Origin of the sequence: Gilliamella sp. WF3-4, from assembly GCF_001690275.1 — a bacterium.
Classification (GTDB): domain Bacteria; phylum Pseudomonadota; class Gammaproteobacteria; order Enterobacterales; family Orbaceae; genus Gilliamella; species Gilliamella apicola_C.
The window spans coordinates 1-17286 of the sequence record NZ_LZGW01000030.1 but is presented as its reverse complement, the minus strand read 5'-3'; the positions used below and the strand labels follow the sequence as shown (position 1 = coordinate 17286).

Genomic DNA, 17286 nt, shown 5'->3' with positions numbered 1-17286 from the left:
TAACAATATAGAATTTGACTTTTGCAAGCTCTCTCGATATTCTTAGAAACAAGGCTTAGAGAGAAGCCGTCAGCCCACGCTCGTAAAGACTAATTTGTCCTCTCTGTAATAAAAATTGTTTCGTTTGCACTTTTAACTTATTTGTGGGCAGTAAGTTTAGTGCATGTATTTCTTTGAAACTTTTTATTACAGAGGGGAAAAACATGCCTAAAGAACATCCTTATATTGCCCGTTTAAAGAAACAAGCCAAAGTACTTAAAAAACAAAAAAATATCATTAGTGCAAAAGCATTAGATGAAATAGCAAAACAAGAAGGCCACTCCAATTGGACCGCTTTACGTAGAGATTTCGATAAACACCAAAAGATAAAAACTCCAACAGCTAAAGTTTCAACAACATTTGTTGAAAGTGGTGATATTGAGATCGATGAAGATGATCGGAAGCTATTAGCTGAAGAACGTAAAGATGAATTGCCATCAGATATTAAATTTAATGTATTAGAAAATAAAAAAATATTGGCTTACTATTCTATTGACTATTCTATTTTTGAACCGACAAAAACAGGACTGAAAAAATCAATTCTTGATGCAACACAACCCGTGAGAACTCATTTTGAACTGTCCAAGTTTCATAACTATACTAAACAACATCAAGGAATTGAATTTAAGAAAATCTCTAAAGCATTCTTTTTATTTTCATCAACGATTCGTGAAACAAAAATGAGCCTATATCGACCAGTGACAAAGAAGGGGGATCCAAGAATGTGGTTTACGGCTTTAAGTACTTTCGCTGATGCTGGAGATCAAATCGCTATAATTATTTTTAATCAGGTTCCTTACTTGCTAAATCTAAGTGAAGTTAATCTGAATAACGAATTAAAAGTGCCTCAAAGTAAATTTAGTGAATTTATTTATGAATATACAAAACAGACAAATGCAGTGGCAGATGAGCTATTAGCTAAGTTAAAAGAACTAGCTAAAAAACCAATAAAAGCGATTGGATATGGTGATACCACGGTAGGAATGTCAATTGAATGTGCGCTTGGAATTCCACCTAACTCTAGCAAACAACCTGATTATAAAGGTATTGAATTAAAATCTGGTCGAGATAATAAAAATAGAACTCGTACTACGCTTTTTGCACAAGTAGCTGATTGGTCAAATAGCCATTGTAAAAGTAGCGCTGAAATTTTAGATAAATATGGCTACCAAAGGGAAGATGATTTTAAGCTATACTGTACATTAAGCACTCAGCAAAGAAATAGTCAAGGTTTAAAATTTGAAATAAAGGAAGATATGCTTTATGAGTGGCATGTAACAGAAAAGAATGGTAAAGAAATCAAAGAGCCTGTTGCTGTATGGAATGGCACTATGTTACGTTCACGATTACATGAAAAGCATTCAGAAACTTTCTGGATTGAAGTAGAGAGTACTTTTATTAATGGCGAAGAATATTTTAACCTTAAATTAGTGACTCATACAAAATCACCATTATTAAATCAGCTAATGCCTTTAATTGAAAATGGTGTAGTTACAATGGATCATCTGATTAAAAGAAATGCTAAAAACAATCGCGTTTCAGAAAAAGGTCCATTATTTAAAATTGATAAACGGAATTTGGAATTACTATTTCCTAAGCCTGTTAAGTACCAATTAAATTAACTTTTAAAGAGTCATTTACAGTTATATTAATATAGACTTTATTTTTCTACTCTCTCGCCCGAAATTATTTTTCGGTAACAGTGCAGAGGGGGAGGGGGTGAGCCGGTTTATTACAGAATTTGGTGACAGAATTATCATCACTTATAACAGGAAAATATACAAAATATGGGGTATGTCTCCTTGTGTAAGGGGGGCATATATTTAAATATTATGTTGCCACAGATTAATTAAATTAATTGTATCGCTATTTGGCGCTTTGTCTTTAGGTAATCTATCAACTTGTAAAACTACTGGCATATGAAACGCTACTCCGGATACCACACAGGCTCCTGCTGGCAGTTTAGGTATTTGACTACGATCATTACTGTCAAGAGTGCTAATAGCATTTTTCAGTAAATTAAGATCATTTTCATTAACTAAACGATGCAAAAAATAATTATGTAATTGTGAAATAATTGTAGGTGATATGTCCGCAGGCCTTTGGCTTGCTATTGTTATAAAAAAACCAAATTTTCTACCTTCTTTAATAATTTCCTCAAATAATTCTAACCGATAATCCTTCCATGAGTTTGCTTCTCTTGTTGACTGTTCGGATAGAATATTATGAGCTTCATCAATAATTAAATGAAAAGATTTTGATTGTCCATCTGGCAAGCTATCAACAATAGCCTTATGATGATTAAAATGTGTTTTAGCCAATAGCATAGCAATTGTTTTCTTCATTCCTGCATTGCAATTTCTTAATGAAAGAATTTGTATGGGCTTTTGACTTGCCACATCAAGACTATCAACTATTTCAATTACTTTTTTCAAATCTTTTTGTACCGCACTGATTTTACTAATAAGAGGGCTTATATGTTCATATTGAATAAAATTATTAGTTGTAGAATTAATTAGTTGTAATTGTGCTCTTACCATAACTTCAAGAAAAGGATTATTCTGTGAGTCAACCTCTGCTTGCAGGTTAAAATTATCAATATCAACGGCCTGAATATTTGTTGTAGTACAATAGTTACTAAGCTTATTTTTTATATCATTAACTGAATTAAGATAGCCACCAGCCTTAGAATTAAAAATGTAGTTTGAGGTTGTAGCATTCCAACTGATACCAATTGCTGTTAATAAATTTGATAAGTTATTTGTTGCTTCAGTATCTATTTCTTTTAATAAAGAATGAAGTATAGTTAATGTTTCTTTATGTTGGTTTACACCAAATATATTATCAAAAGTTTTCTTAAAATAAGATGTTAAAGGGATTTGATCATTATAAGAGATACTTCTATTTCTACTATTGACTAAATGCTTTAAAAAAGGCATTTGCGTTTTTTCAGAAGCAGAGTACAAGACAGATAATAATTCAGCATCCCAAAATTCAGTTGCAGAAATTTGCAATTTTTGTTGCCCATTTCTTTCATAAGTACTTAAATTAAGGTAATTAGCATATGCCTCATACTTATTATAAATATTCTCATACTCACCATTAAAATCTATTAATACAAAAGAAGATTTATTTTTAAATTGCTGAACTTTCTTTTCAAAAAGAGACATATATAATTTAGCTAATGTATTAGATTTTCCACTCCCTGTATTACCAAAAATACCTATATGTGAAGCAAATACACTATTAATAGGAATATTAATAACATTACCTTCTGATAATGTTTTACCTAATTCAATAGAGTCTTCATTACTTCCCTGAACACCATTTACATTAGTGTTCTTATTTCTCTCAGTATAATCATAAAGTTGATCTAGTCGTCTGGTATTAACTAAATAAAGATCATCCCCTATCATTGGTAAGTACTTAATACCTTGATTGAATAAATTATTTTCAAAATAACCAAGAATATTAATTTCTATATATCTATCATAGCTTTTGTGTATAGGAGTACCTTCTGGCAAAATTTTCGGTTCTATGACTTCTTCACCTTCTATCTTCCCAATAAGATCAATATAGCCTTTACGTATAAGTATAAACTCATTAATACTTATTCCTCTGTATATTTCGCCACTAAAAAAGTAACTCATTTTATTAAGGTGTGGCTTTATAAATGCTTTTACTTTTGTGCCTCTAACAGCAGATACATGGCCAACACAAAATTGTTCTATCATAATTTATTTTCTTCATTTGAATTAAAAAGGTAAGATATGAACTTAGTAAAATCGATTTTCTCTTCATCTGAAGAGGGCTTTATAATTTTTATATTTTCAAAATTAATTAAATCCTCTGGAACTTTAGTTTCTGTGGATAAGCAAAAAATATAGACAATTAATTGTTTGTTAGACAAAGATCTCTTAACAATTTCTCTAATATGTTCATCTGCAAATGAAAAACCAAAACAAATGAGTAATGTTTGTGGTTTTTCTAATTCATAGCTTAATAACCTAAGGCACTGATAGTAATGCTGCTGAAAAACAGTTTCTTCAAATTTTTTCTTAGTAGGATTAACAATCGCAATCTTATTATATTCATTTATAAACTTATCTAAAAAAACTATTTGTTCTTTTGAAAATTGAAAAGTTTCTTTACTAAAATCAGGAAATAGCTCAATAGACCATTTATTTTTTAATTCTTCAATAACGTTTGAATTGTTAACATCACTTAATAGACTATCTATTTCTTGAATATAATGATGTGGATATTCTACAAAAATACTACTGTTTTCTTTCTTCCATGAAATAGAACCATGAACTTTAATTAAATTAAGCATTGGTATTTCATAACGATAATTATCTAAAGTACCTTGGTGAGCTACAGATAGATGAAAATTGCTTATACTAAGGAATCGTTTGATTAAACCTGTACTTCCATCATTTAGAATAAAATTATGAGTTTTATTTAATTGGTCAGCACATCTTTCAAAAAAAATATCGTAGTTAGTTGTAAAAATATTAGCTCTATGAATATCTTTTTGCTGTTTCCTTTCTAAAAACTGTATTAATTTTACTATAAAACTCAAATAAGATTCGAAAGTGCTACTTATCTTATTAATTTCTTCTATATTGTCTGGTGGTGGCTGTAAACAAAATGCTTTTTGAATAATATTAATATAATAATTAAAGAGTATAAATTTGCATACAGTTTCTTTATTTTTATTTTGCTCAAGTAATGTTTCATAAGACGTTTCATCAACCAACTTTAAGGTTGGTATATAATCAGCTGATGCACCTGAACCTATTAGAAAATTTATATTTTTATCAAAACTTTCTTTTGTTGAAAAAATATCACTAGTCATATTAATTAGTTCTCACTGCGCAATAATATATTAATGATATTATCTAATTATTTATTTCTAGTACAGCAACCTTAACCAGAAAATAAACAAATATTTCATTTATGATATAAATAAAATCATAAGAGAATACATTAAGTTTAAAAAATTCAGTTCAGGATTCCAAGAATAGATCTTTGATTATCCTTTATCTAATATATATTTTTCATTAACTGATACTGCTAATTATTGTAAATACCCCAGATCATTTTTATAGTTTATATTACTTATTTCTTCTATATTTAAATACCATTTCATCCGTATAGCGATTTGATATACAATATACCGTAGTACCTTCACACAAAATAAAAAACGGCAATTAAAATGAGAACTGAAACCAAAGAATCGCCTATTAATATTAGAGCTAAAGCATCCCAAAAAGAATTGATTGATATTGCAGCGCATTTACTATCTAAATCACGCACTGATTTTATTTTAGAAGCGGCCTGCTCAAAAGCTGAAGATGTTTTGCTTGATCAGCGCCTTTTTTTAATCGACGATGAACAGATAAATGCCTTCAATCGTGCAATAGAAGCCTCTTTTGATAGCAATGAAAAAATTCAAGCTTTATTGTCCCGGAAGTCACCATGGGAAAAATAGAAGCGCCGCACTTATTGAATGAAGATCATGATTTTACGTCATTTGATTGTGAAGAGTTGTCTTTGAATGAATGGTTGAAGAAAAAATCCTTAAAAAATCAAAAAAATGGTGCTTCACGTACATTTGTAATTTGTGACAATAACAAAGTAATCGGCTTTTATTGTTTATCAACAGGCAGTATCCAGCATCGACAACTAACATTGAGTAGGTTTAAGCGCAATATGCCCGATCCTATTCCTGTTATTATTCTAGGTCGTTTAGCTATTGATAAAAATTACAAAGCAAAAGGATTAGGTGCAGCATTATTAAAAGATGCTATATTACGCTCGAAAGAAGTCTCTAAACAAGTTGGTTCTAGAGCACTATTGGTACATAGCTTAACAGATGAAGCCAATGCGTTTTATATTAAATTTGGATTTGTTGATTCTGGAATTCAGGAAAGAACAATGCTAATCTCTTTATGGTAATAAAATTAGGCTTAATTGTACATTTTTAAAGCAGATCAATTTAAGGATACAAATACGGGTACATTTTTCATCTAAATTTCTCAAATCCAGTAACCACAAGGCTTCAACCCACATCTTCGATTCCGCGTCCGGGCACCAATCACCAAATTCTAAGACCTGCTTCTAGCAGGTTTTTTTATATCTAAAGCCTTTTCAGATAAGGCTTGCAATGAGTTTTTCTTGTCAACCGAGTTCAACTGAAATCACCCCAAATCAAGTACAATTTCGGATACAAACCCGGATACATTTGGTTCGATAATGACGTGTATCCATAAAATGGCCTTGAGGCCTTTGTTTGCAAGGCTTAAGAGAAATCACTTGCATTTAATTTATTTTGAACTAATTTGTAACAATTATTTATTAACATTTCTAACAAAAGCTGTTTGCACAAGGCTTCCTCTAAGTTTTACTACTCAACCAAACTCAATTGAAGTTACTCTAAATCAAGTGCAATTTCGGATACAAACCCTATTTTTGCCAAATAAAACAAATTAAAAATACGCCGTTAAATTGATTAAAGTTAAATATGAAGCTTAGATAATACTTTCATATATCAGTAAATGGTTTAAATTATATGTGTTACTCATTTTCTTTTTTTATTATCAATAGCAGTTGGAATGGCAAAACATTTTCAAATAAAAAATTAAAGGGATAAGTGTTTTTTAAATTCAATAGGAGCAAGTAGCCTAACGAAGAATGCCATCGTTTATTATTATACCAATAAGCATAAGACGGAGAAGCGTGTTGTAACTCAATTATGTAATTGAAACGTTGGTCTTTTACAAACCCCGTTTTAATTGTTTTAATGTCACTTCGGCTACTGTATTGTCATCAGGATTCCCTTTCTTGCTTAATAAATGCGTGATATTTAATGTCTTAAAACAATCCTCTAATAACCGATTATCAAACGCTGCCGTTTTATGTTTAAAAATATGATAACCGACAATATACCTATCGGATAAATTCATTAAAATATATAAATAATAACAACGTTGGTTAACTCTAATATAAGTTAAATCCGCAACAACAATTTGTTTTTTATCACCCACGTCAAATTACCGTTGTCAATGATTCTCTATGCTGTTTCATTCATTTCTGTATTGTGAGGTTTATGATGTTTAACGGTGTGATAACCAAATATTTTTACAAATCAAAACGAATTCGCCTTGTATTATAAGAATGATAACTTCGGTTAAATAGCATCACTATTTTATCTGCATAAAGTCCTACTGGCTTTTGTTTATTTAATTTACACTGATAATAAGCATAATATGTTGATAATCCTAAATATTGGCATAGTTTTGTCGTGCTATAACGATGTCGGTTTGCATTTAGGATAGTGGTTTTCGCTCATTATCAGTGCTGCTTACTTTAAAATATCGTTTTCCATACGGCGCTGTTTAAGCCCTTTGCGCAAAGCTATCAACTCTTATTCTTGCGGACTGCGATTATCTTTTGTTTTAAATGAACCACTTTGGCTGGCTTGCGTTATCCAATGGCCCAATGCTGATGAGTCAAAATCATATTCTGCAACGATTTCACTACATGATTTACTGTGTTGATAAAGACTAACCATTTGATGTTTAAAATCATCATTGATATTCGCCTTTTTCGTTTAATCTTATTCAAGTTACATCCTTTTTTAATTGTGATAAGTTTACCTCCCTTAAAAAGTTGGATGATTTAGTGTAGCCGATCCATCCCATTGTTATTTGCCTTTGTGGGCACGAAAGCTTTTTTATGATTTCATCCTGAGGCTATGATTTTAACCTTAGCTCAGTAACCATCTGTTTAATCTTACGGTTTTCAGCCTCAAGCTCCTTTAAACGTTTGATGTCTAAAGCTTCCATACCACCGTATCGCACCATTGATAAGAAGCTGAATTATCCATGCCCCATTTACGGCACAGTTCTTTAACGGGAATATCAGCCTCTGCTTATTTTAAAATAGATACCATTTGATGTTCAGTCATTTTTTCAGCATTAAATCCCCTTTTACTTTCATCATAAAGAAATTTCCACTTTTTTGCTGTATTATTTACAGGTTAGCACCACAAGCTAATCCTGCGTTGCCTTATAGTTCGGCTAGCTATAGCGTGCGCCCACTAAGCCACCCGTGATATCACCCGTTTAGTAAAAAAATCCCAGCATTTAAGCTGGGATATGTTATTTACCAAAAATCTTAACGCCATAACACCGGCATTTTGCATACCAAAATACAACTCCTATAGGAAACCCAAAATATGCTGCTTTACAAGCCAGATATATATCATCAATGCCATATTTAAAATCTATACCATACATAATAAACAGAATTACTGACCCAACCAATTCCATTATAATGGCAATAAAAAAAAACATGAGCGGAATTACAATTTCACAAAATAACAATGCTAAATATTTTCTATTTTTTTTCATTTTTTTCTCCTTAAATTGTTTTTGAATCCAATTTCCTGTCATTGTGCCGAATATAGAATCCGATATATTACCGCCAATAGCAGGAAAAGGGCTTTCAGTATAATGCCCAGTTATTCCCAAAAAGCCTTTATTTGCCTCATGAATATATTTATTTGCAGCTGGGTTAAAAATTGGTTGAAACCACTTTTCTACAAGTTTTCCTGTTCCATAACCTATAGCTGATGAACTTGCGCTTATTGCTCCTCCTATAAAAGGGTTTTCACCATTTAACTCGCTTGATAATACACCACCTGCTGCATTCCAACCTATTGTTCCCCAAAGTCCAGAGCCAAGACCTCCAGTAATAGTGCCCGTTGCTGTTGAGATGCCCGCATTCACCCAGCTAATACTACCATCTTCGTTAAAATAGTATTGACCACCAATGCTAACTGCACCACTTACCCCACCACCAACTATTGCAGCATAATGTTAACCGCCATTTCAACGCCTTGACGTGTGTCACTACCCATCGCTGACATCCCTTCGTTCATCGCATTGTTGTAGGTCTTTTCATAGATTTTCTGTTCCTGCTCGCCGGTTAAAACGAGGCCTTGCTCTTCCGCTTTTAGTTGTTACCCACATCTATGTTGACCGTGTTGCCTTTTAATTGGCCGCCTATGATGTTAGTGTCGTTGCCGGTTTTGATGGTGAGCTTGTTTTTGGCATCAACCACGCTTTCTGTCCAAGCACTACCGTCCGCATTTTCTCGCTCTCGGCTAAAGTTGGCATTGCCTTTAAATAGGAAGATAGTTACAACTTCGTTTTGTAAAAATAATTCAGGAGTCTATACCGTTTTATTTACTTGAGATTTGGTGACAGAATTAACTGTCACCCTTAACAATCAAATGTACCACATATATAGGAGGAATATATTTTAAGGTCGATATAACGGAGAACGTTGCATCGCAGGTTTAATTTCATTAAACCAAGCTTTATAAACAAGTTCTTTGGGATAGTGATTATAAAAATCATCTATCTTTTCCAAATCAAACTCTATAGCTTTTACGAACTGTTTATAGCATTGCATATATTGTTCTGGGGTTAACTCGGAAAAATTTAAATCACTATCATAGAGATCATAACTAAAATAAACCTTTTCTGCTATGTTATTTCCCAGTTGCATTATATAGGGACGAACATATTCGCCAATAACAGACATAAACGTTGAGTTATATCCAACGCATCCAACCTCTTTTCCAAAATAAAATATACCCGCCATATATTACCTCATAATATGAATTTTAGATCGTTGATGTTCTGGTAACGTCTTAATGTAATTTCCAAGACGTGTTTGATTATCAGACGTCAGTTTCCTAAAATCTAACGGGACTATATCTGCTTTATCTAAATGTTCATGTAATTTTTCAATATTTCTATCCCAATTATTATTAAAAAACTTATTTATAGCATTGATTTCTCTTTCTGTTCCATTAGATGTCGTAAACATAAAATCAACAGTTTTACCTTTATTTGGATCGCTTGTAAAAATGAAGTCAGCTAAACTATCCTTATTTTTAATACGTTCAATTTTTCTAATTCAATTGCTGCAGCACCTTCTGCTAACTTTACTTTTCCTGCATGTGGATTTACTGTTAATTTGCTTTTACGATCAATCTGACGTTTTATTATTTCTAGTTCCTTTTCTGATAACTTCTGCCCTGTAGCTCTCGCTTTCCAGGCTAAACCGCTCAAACCTTTTGCAGTAACGCCAGCTGTTGAAAGTGAAAATAACAATTCAGCATCTGATGCTGGCACACCTAATATCTTAGAAAGGCCTGCGGCTGTTTGCGTATGATAAGTTTCGCCATTATAAATTACCATTAATCCCGTTACGCCATTATCAGCCATTGACCATGTTAGGTATGCACTTGGTAGACATCCCACCACTGAGCTACAAGCTGGTGATAATGCGACTGCTGCCATTCCATCTACGGCAGCAACCCCAGCCTGAAGGACACCTCCTGCTCAAGTACTTATACTGTATTCACTATCATAATATGTTATTGTATCTGAAATCTTATTTCCTGTTGTGTATTCAAATAACTCTTCAATTTTTTATAAGATTCTTTGCTTCCTCCTGTAAGATAAGTTGGTAATTCAATTTCAGTTGTTTGACCTTTTTAATTGTTCTCTATAGGATTCTAACTCAGAACTATTACCCAGCTCTTCTAATGCTAAATACACTGCTTTATCTGGGTCATCATCGGCTAATCCAGCTGAGCAATGAATTAATGCACAAGCTGCTGCACGATATAATAAATTTTCCTGTTCGTTTCCTTTAACAAGCTCATCAATACGTTTCTTCTCTGTTGGGGTAAGTAATCGATTATTCTCAACCGCATTTTTCCCCGCAGCAATCCCCGTATTCACATCTTGGATATCTCCACCAGATGCTGCGATGGCAAGGCCTGTAGCTAGTTGGGATAGTGCGCTGATTTTTTGTCGCTCTTCTTGCGATAACTCTGTTATTGCTTTATCCGGATATAAAATGCCCGCTATGACTTCAGCACTACGTTCACTCGCTGCTGCCCCTAAACCTCCCGCTAAGGCTGAGTTGCCTTGTAGTTCAGCAACAGCTACACCCAATATGGTGTGGGCAATTAAGCGGGCGGCTTCATTATCGCCCGCCTGTATTTTGATTTGTTTAGCCAACCATGGGGCGGGCGCCCGCTAAACCGCCGGCGATGTCACCTGTCATCATGCCTGTAACAATGGCAATGGCTGAATCAACCCCTTTATTAAAGTCACTGCCCATTTTGTTTTCATTGCCATTGTTATTCTGTTTATCCATGGCATCTTTTAGGTCTTTAATCTGGGCGCCTAAGTCTTTTAAGTTGGTGACAATTTCTTGTCGGGTTTGTTCTTTTTCTTTATCAAATTTCGCTTGCTCTCGGGGTTGGTTGGCTTTGTAAATATCACTCGCCGTGCCAGTAACCGCCACAGTTAACCTTGATTTTTGCGCTCATACTCTTCTTGATACGTCGTTTTCGCGTCTAAATTGGTATCATGAATTTTTTAATTTTAAAAGCATATTTAACAACCAATTTCGACAAGATGACCATTCATTTGGATAAAAATAATTACAATCAATGTCATCTAATATAATCTTTTGTAGTTCTTTCTCGCTATAAGAAGATTCTAACAATGATCGAATTTCTTTAATAATCTCATTTTGTTCATTAATTGTTTCTGTTTTCCTGTAAGCATCTAAAGCTTTATCAGCACTTCCAAAGATCTCTTCAAAATCTTGATTTAAATAACATCTCAAATAATAAGATAATGCAGGATATTTTTCTGTTGCTATTATCATGGTGTAGGATACCCCGTAACAATTCTATAACCATTAGGCATTGAAGAATCTCTAGCTATAATTATTCTAGCATTTGACACTTTACTTACATTTGTTTGTCCTTTCGAGACACTAATTCCTATTGGTGATGATGATTTATATTCAATTTCTAAATAACCTTTTTGGTTTCCAGCTAGATAAGCATCTATTTTAGATTGATTTGCTTCAATCGCTTTACTTGTAACTGATTCTGCTATTGTAACTATCCCCTAAAATAGTACAGCAAAAAAGTAGAAAATTCTCTATGATAAAAGTAAAGAGGATTTAATGATGAAAAAAATGACTGAACATCAAATCGTCGCTATTTTAAAAGAAGCTGAAGCGGGTATTCCTGTTAAAGAGCTGTGCCGTAAATAGGACATGGGTAATTCAACTTTCTATAAATGGAGGGAAAAATAGGGCGGTATGGAAACGTCGGATATTAAACGCTTAAAGGAGCTGGAGGCTGAAAACCGCAAGCTTAAGCAGATGTTTGCCGAACTGAGCTTAAAATCTCAGCTTCAGGAAGAAATCATAAAAAAGCTTTAGTGCCCACAAAGGCACGTAAAACGTGGGCACAGCAACTACAACAAAAATCATTCGGTTACTATTGCTATGAGTTGTGCCATTGTTGGTTTAAGCCGTTGTGCTTACTATTATCAACCTAAGTTTCAGGATGATTCCGTGATTATTTCGGTGTTGAATACTGTCACAGACCGGCATTTACGCTGGGGCTTTCCTAAATGTTTTCATCGTATCAGAAAGCTTGGCTATCAATGGAATCATAAACGGGTATATCGGGTGTATTGTGAATTAAAGCTTAATCTCAGGGTAAAGCGTAAAAAACGCATTCCTCCACGATGCCCAGAAAGGTTATTAGTCCCCAATAAACAAGGTGAATATTGGTCAATGGATTTTATGAGTGACAGTAGTCGTAATCAACGTCGCTTTAGAACATTCAATGTCATCGATGACTTTAATCGTGAGGCGTTAGGTATTGATATTGCAGTAAGCTTACCAGTAGGAAGGATTACCCGTTACTTAGATAAACTGGCCGAATATCATGGGTATCCATTAAAAATACGGGTCGATAATGGGCCAGAATTTACAGGAAAAACCTTTACCAACTGGGCTAAATCACATGATATAACCATTGATTATATCCAGCCCGGTAGCCCTTATCAAAATGGCTATATTGAACGATTTAATCGTACCTATCGCACTGAAGTACTCGATTTATCTCTTTTTAACAACTTAGCGCAAGCAAGAAGAATAACCGAAGAATGGCTAACCCTTTATAACACCGAAAGACCGTATGAGGCATTAAATAACATGACACCGATTGAGTATAAAACACTAAAACAAGCAGCATGATTTTCTACGTGAGTTGTGTACTAAGTTTGGGGTATTTACACCTTTTAGGTCGATGATGTTGTAAAAGAGTTCATGTTATTCTTAGCTATCATTCTTAAAATAAAAAATCAAATAAAATCAATATCTTTTCTGACCAATTTTTGTGAGTAAAACGGTAGATTGGCGTGTTATTTTGTATTTTGAATAGGCAAAAACAAGTGCACTATGTGTAAAAATCAATTTAAAACTATTATTCTTCAGTTATTATTAGAGGACTTGGTGACAGTGTTAACTGCCACCAAATAAATAAAAGTTTTATAAGGTATATCAGGTTAACAAATTAACTATCACCCTTAACTATTTAATGCCCAAAATTTACAAGAAGCTTAAACAACTCAGCAAACTAAGTCCACTCTAACGAACCATCTTCATTAACCCACACCGCTTCTGCTGGACAAGACTCATCAAAAAACCAATAATCATCCATCAGTTTTTGTTTATCAAACATGCCGTCTTCTGTTTTTGGAAAAGCATCATAAAACAGTTTGACTTGTTCATCGATTGAGCCTCCTAATAACTGACCATTTTTTGCTAATTTAAGTCGACCTTCTTTTAATAATCTTTTCACAAAATAAAAAAAGAGTTCTTTTCTCTCTTGAAATGGAAATTTTTCTTCATTAGATTTTAGAGAAGGGAACATATCAGGGGCAATACAATTCCATAATCCACTAAAAGCTCTTAGTTCTGACCAATCAATAATATTTTTATAATCATTTTCATTTATCATATTTTTTCCTACCTAAATTTAATTTCTGCTCCAGTTCTCAACCCTCTATATAAATTTGTTAAAGTTGGGCTATTTCTTATATCAATAGTCCAACGAGCACCTGTATTAGAGCTCGATACATTTCTTAATGTAATATTTGTACCATCTTGTAATCGTGCTGTATAAATACCATCTCTAACTTTGGTTAATGGCTGTCCAGCTAGTTCCTCCGCATAATTATATATTTGTTTATCGGTCAAATTTTGGCTTTCGTAAATTCGAGTGGAGTAACGATTTCCATTAGCACCTTGCCGAATAGTTTGCCCATCAATTTTTAAATCTGTGGTAGGGTTATTTTTATCGTAGATATCTTTTAATTCGTCAAATCGCTCTTGTTGTTTTTGTTTTTGTTTTTGTTTTTGTTTTTGATATTTTTGGCTATTTTCATTTTGTCGCTTATCATTATCTCCGTCATCATCAGGCGGTAATCCTGGGGCTCCTCCAGCGACAACACTTCCAGAGCCAGCAATATTATTACTGTCTGAAGAGCCATCAACGCCGTTGTTTTGTGAAGTACTTGAATTACTTTCTTGCCCATGAATTAGCGGTATTCTGTCTGCAAAATCAGCGATAAGAAAATCATTTTTATTTTTATTTAGAAAATCTATTTGTTCTTCAGTCAAACTAGCTATAGCAAATGAATCACCACTTCTAATCGCATTAATAGCATTAGTTTTATCATTCTCACTAAGGCTATTAACCACAGATATACCTAATAATGCAGCTAAACCTGTTCCAGCAACATAGTTTGCGCAAACCGAAATTCTTACGCAAATCATCCCTCCAGCTCTAACTACAACTGCTGCGAAGTTATTCTCAACTGCATTCTTACTCGCAGCAATCCCCGTATTCACATCTTGGATATCTCCACCAGATGCTGCGATGGCAAGACCTGTAGCTAGTTGGGATAGTGCACTGATTTTTTGTCGCTCTTCTTGCGATAACTCTGTTACTGCTTTATCCGGATATAAAATGCCCGTTATGACTTCAGCACTACGTTCACTCGCTGCTGCCCCTAAACCTCCCGCTAAGGCTGAGTTGCCTTGTAGCTCAGCAACTACTGCGCCTAGTATAGCATGGCTAATTGTGTTGGCGACGGTGTTTCCTTCTGTCTGTTGTTTGATTATGGTGGCTATCTTCGGTGCTAATGCCCCCGCAACAGCCCCTGTCATGTCGCCCGTGATTAGCCCATTAATAATGTTAACCGCCATTTCAACGCCTTGACGGGTGTCACTGCCCATCGCTGACATCCCTTCGTTCATCGCATTGTTGTAAGCCTTTTCATAGATTTTCTGTTCCTGCTCGTCGGTTAAAACGAGGCCTTGCTCTTTTGCTTTTTTTTGCTCTTCTTTTAGCTTTTTGTTCGCTGCAGATTCTGCGCTTATGCGGTCGATATGATTGAGCATGGTTAAGGTTTCACCGCCAATCTCACTCACTAAGTGTGTTTGGTCTATGATGTCTTGCTCTTTTTCTTTGTTAAAGATGTGTTTCAGTTCGTTACTCGCCTGCTCGGTATCACGACTTAAGCCATCGATATTCTGTTTTTGTTCATCCTTATTACGAATTATAATCGTGCCTTCCGATACCGCAGATTGCGTCGTCGAGTTTGCCTTCTCTGACTTATTACGACTAGTTGGCATCGATGGCATGCCACTGGAGCTAATGCCAGCACTGCTGCTACTGACTTTGTAGTCCGCTTTGTTTTCGATATCACTAAAGCTTATTGTGCCCGTATCAAGGCGGTTTTTGCTCGGGTCTTCGGCTTCCGAGGAGATGACCGCCCCTTTTAGGTCGGTGTTGTTGTAAAAGGGTCCGTGTTATTCTTTGCTATCATTCTTAAAATAAAAAATCAAATAAAATCAATATCTTTTCTGACCAATTTTTGTGAGTAAAACGGTGGTTATTTTGTATTTTGAATAGGGAAAAACAAGTGCACTACGTGTAAAAATCAATTTAAAACTATTATTCTTCAGTTATTATTAGAGGACTTGGTGACAGTGTTAACTGCCACCAAATAAAAGCTTTATAAGCTATGTCAGGTTAAGTTTGAGCTACTACATTCAATTTCTTGTTTTAATGAATCCATAACTTACCTCTTAAAAGAATTGGAACCACTACGTATAAACTGATTATTTATATCTATCTGGAATAAAATCTTTATGCTCTATACTTTTTATAAGTACTAATAAATCATCTCTTCTCCACGATAATTCTTCTTTATCCATGCATGCTGTATATTGGTTTATTTGTTTATCAGAACAATATTCCAACATAAAATTAATGCAATCTAGATATATAGTAATTTCACTTTCGGAAAGCCTTAGATCAAATAAAGTCACTGCATTAGCAACATATTCTTGTTTTAATAAATCCATAATTTACCTCTTAAAATATTTGGAAAATTTATCCCTGAATTCCTGCAATTTTTCACTATTTGGCCGTGCCCAACGGCCTCTTTTAATTCGGTCTATTGTATTTTTTCTATCGTTAACAAGAGAAGTCACTATTTCACCATCTGGTTCAATAATATGAGCTCTACCATTAGGACCTAAGACAACCCATCGACCATCATCCTGAACAAGAATATCAGATGGCCTTGAGTTTTCAATATCGTTAATCACTTGACCTACTGGGCGTCCTTGTTTATTTCTAATTTCCGCATGCTCTCCTCGAGTTATTTCTGCGTTTATAGCATAATCTCGCCAATCTTTATCAGGGATCTGATTTCCACCAGTATCATGGCGAATATCAATATCATCTAAACCACCATCATGCCCAGTGTGATTTGGGCCTAATTTATCTGGATCTATAGGCGTGTACCCTGGGAAAGGAGGAGTCGGCTCGGGAATTGGATATCCTTCTAATTTGGGTTGATCATTAGGATCTATGGCTATTGTGTTTTTATAATCATTATAATAACGCTCATAAGTTTTTCGTACTGCGTCTTCAAGGAATTCATCTCCCATTGGATCGACTAATGCTAGATCAATTAGTCGCCGTTGTTCCAAAGTTAGGCTTTCTAAAAACGCTTGTGATTCTGCTGCTGTAAGACCTTTAGCCATCAATAGATCTACGGCATTAACACTAACTTGAGCGCCAATTTCACTTGGGCGTACTAGATACCACGTAGCTTTAGCTAAATTATTATTCTCAACCGCATTTTTCCCCGCAGCAATCCCCGTATTCACATCTTGGATATCTCCACCAGATGCTGCGATGGCAAGACCTGTAGCTAGTTGGGATAGTGCGCTGATTTTTTGTCGCTCTTCTTGCGATAACTCTGT

The 17286-nt window shown here is 34.3% G+C and carries 23 protein-coding genes; 5 read left to right on the top strand and 18 right to left on the bottom strand.

The window, feature by feature from the left end:
* Positions 1-203 precede the first annotated feature (203 nt).
* Positions 204-1661, top strand: coding sequence for an MvaI/BcnI family restriction endonuclease (locus A9G47_RS06395; protein ID WP_065642463.1), 1458 nt, complete (start codon positions 204-206; stop codon positions 1659-1661).
* 201 nt (positions 1662-1862) lie between these two features.
* On the opposite strand, the gene A9G47_RS06390 is transcribed toward A9G47_RS06395, so the two are convergent.
* Positions 1863-3773: an ATP-binding protein gene (locus tag A9G47_RS06390; RefSeq protein WP_065642462.1), complete on the bottom strand. Its 1911-nt coding sequence runs from the start codon at positions 3771-3773 to the stop codon at positions 1863-1865.
* Positions 3770-4897, bottom strand: a complete 1128-nt coding sequence (locus tag A9G47_RS06385; RefSeq protein ID WP_065642461.1) for an SIR2 family protein — start codon at positions 4895-4897, stop codon at positions 3770-3772. Before A9G47_RS06385 ends, A9G47_RS06390 begins: the two co-directional genes overlap by 4 nt.
* Before the next feature lie 360 nt (positions 4898-5257).
* Here A9G47_RS06385 and A9G47_RS06380 point away from each other — a divergent pair, with 360 nt between their 5' ends.
* Positions 5258-5533, top strand: a complete 276-nt coding sequence (locus A9G47_RS06380) for a type II toxin-antitoxin system TacA family antitoxin (RefSeq protein ID WP_065642460.1) — start codon at positions 5258-5260, stop codon at positions 5531-5533.
* Positions 5530-6000, top strand: coding sequence for a GNAT family N-acetyltransferase (locus A9G47_RS06375; RefSeq protein ID WP_442903241.1), 471 nt, complete (start codon positions 5530-5532; stop codon positions 5998-6000). Before A9G47_RS06380 ends, A9G47_RS06375 begins: the two co-directional genes overlap by 4 nt.
* Positions 6001-6618: 618 nt before the next feature.
* On the opposite strand, the gene A9G47_RS14980 is transcribed toward A9G47_RS06375, so the two are convergent.
* From A9G47_RS14980 to A9G47_RS14965, 12 genes are all read right to left on the bottom strand, one after another.
* Positions 6619-6795 (bottom strand): hypothetical protein, encoded by a 177-nt coding sequence (locus A9G47_RS14980; RefSeq protein WP_442903240.1) that lies wholly within the window; start codon positions 6793-6795, stop codon positions 6619-6621.
* A gap of 23 nt (positions 6796-6818) precedes the next feature.
* Positions 6819-7088, bottom strand: a complete 270-nt coding sequence (locus A9G47_RS06370; protein WP_065642458.1) for a hypothetical protein — start codon at positions 7086-7088, stop codon at positions 6819-6821.
* A 380-nt stretch (positions 7089-7468) separates the two neighbouring features.
* Positions 7469-7615: a hypothetical protein gene (locus A9G47_RS06365; RefSeq protein WP_081303570.1), complete on the bottom strand. Its 147-nt coding sequence runs from the start codon at positions 7613-7615 to the stop codon at positions 7469-7471.
* Between the two features lie 589 nt (positions 7616-8204).
* The gene (locus tag A9G47_RS06355; protein ID WP_065642457.1) at positions 8205-8834 is read right to left on the bottom strand and encodes a hypothetical protein; all 630 of its coding nucleotides are present in this window, start codon (positions 8832-8834) and stop codon (positions 8205-8207) included.
* Between the two features lie 226 nt (positions 8835-9060).
* Positions 9061-9243 carry a hemagglutinin repeat-containing protein gene (locus tag A9G47_RS14975; protein WP_081303568.1) on the bottom strand — a complete coding sequence of 61 codons (183 nt, stop codon included), beginning with the start codon at positions 9241-9243 and terminating at the stop codon, positions 9061-9063.
* A gap of 126 nt (positions 9244-9369) precedes the next feature.
* Positions 9370-9714 (bottom strand): hypothetical protein, encoded by a 345-nt coding sequence (locus A9G47_RS06350; protein ID WP_065587963.1) that lies wholly within the window; start codon positions 9712-9714, stop codon positions 9370-9372.
* A 3-nt stretch (positions 9715-9717) separates the two neighbouring features.
* Positions 9718-9984 (bottom strand): hypothetical protein, encoded by a 267-nt coding sequence (locus A9G47_RS14970; RefSeq protein ID WP_442903239.1) that lies wholly within the window; start codon positions 9982-9984, stop codon positions 9718-9720.
* Between the two features lie 8 nt (positions 9985-9992).
* Positions 9993-10418, bottom strand: a complete 426-nt coding sequence (locus tag A9G47_RS06340; protein ID WP_065642455.1) for a hypothetical protein — start codon at positions 10416-10418, stop codon at positions 9993-9995.
* 180 nt (positions 10419-10598) lie between these two features.
* Positions 10599-11147 (bottom strand): VENN motif pre-toxin domain-containing protein, encoded by a 549-nt coding sequence (locus tag A9G47_RS06335; protein WP_065642454.1) that lies wholly within the window; start codon positions 11145-11147, stop codon positions 10599-10601.
* Positions 11140-11436: a hypothetical protein gene (locus tag A9G47_RS06330; protein WP_065587966.1), complete on the bottom strand. Its 297-nt coding sequence runs from the start codon at positions 11434-11436 to the stop codon at positions 11140-11142. The genes A9G47_RS06335 and A9G47_RS06330 overlap by 8 nt, the downstream gene beginning before the upstream one ends.
* Positions 11437-11499: 63 nt before the next feature.
* The gene (locus tag A9G47_RS06325; RefSeq protein ID WP_176700668.1) at positions 11500-11805 is read right to left on the bottom strand and encodes a contact-dependent growth inhibition system immunity protein; all 306 of its coding nucleotides are present in this window, start codon (positions 11803-11805) and stop codon (positions 11500-11502) included.
* Positions 11802-12041 carry an RNase A-like domain-containing protein gene (locus A9G47_RS14965; RefSeq protein ID WP_442903238.1) on the bottom strand — a complete coding sequence of 80 codons (240 nt, stop codon included), beginning with the start codon at positions 12039-12041 and terminating at the stop codon, positions 11802-11804. Before A9G47_RS14965 ends, A9G47_RS06325 begins: the two co-directional genes overlap by 4 nt.
* A 208-nt stretch (positions 12042-12249) precedes the next feature.
* Here A9G47_RS14965 and A9G47_RS14960 point away from each other — a divergent pair, with 208 nt between their 5' ends.
* Together A9G47_RS14960 and A9G47_RS06315 are read left to right on the top strand one after the other, a co-directional pair.
* A complete protein-coding gene (locus A9G47_RS14960) occupies positions 12250-12372 on the top strand; it encodes a hypothetical protein (protein WP_081296727.1) in 123 nt (40 codons plus the stop codon).
* A gap of 60 nt (positions 12373-12432) precedes the next feature.
* Positions 12433-13197 (top strand): IS3 family transposase, encoded by a 765-nt coding sequence (locus A9G47_RS06315; RefSeq protein ID WP_442903237.1) that lies wholly within the window; start codon positions 12433-12435, stop codon positions 13195-13197.
* Positions 13198-13579: 382 nt separating this feature from the next.
* Here the strand turns inward: A9G47_RS06315 and A9G47_RS06310 are convergent, their stop codons facing one another.
* The 4 genes from A9G47_RS06310 to A9G47_RS13590 all read right to left on the bottom strand — a co-directional run.
* Entirely contained in the window at positions 13580-13963 is a 384-nt protein-coding gene (locus A9G47_RS06310; protein ID WP_065642452.1) for a DUF596 domain-containing protein, read from the bottom strand.
* Positions 13964-13971: 8 nt separating this feature from the next.
* Positions 13972-15642: a VENN motif pre-toxin domain-containing protein gene (locus A9G47_RS06305; RefSeq protein WP_065642451.1), complete on the bottom strand. Its 1671-nt coding sequence runs from the start codon at positions 15640-15642 to the stop codon at positions 13972-13974.
* A 489-nt stretch (positions 15643-16131) separates the two neighbouring features.
* Positions 16132-16377, bottom strand: a complete 246-nt coding sequence (locus tag A9G47_RS06300; RefSeq protein ID WP_065642450.1) for a hypothetical protein — start codon at positions 16375-16377, stop codon at positions 16132-16134.
* A gap of 3 nt (positions 16378-16380) precedes the next feature.
* A partial coding sequence (locus tag A9G47_RS13590; protein WP_081303565.1) for a VENN motif pre-toxin domain-containing protein occupies positions 16381-17286 on the bottom strand: 906 nt, incomplete at its 5' end.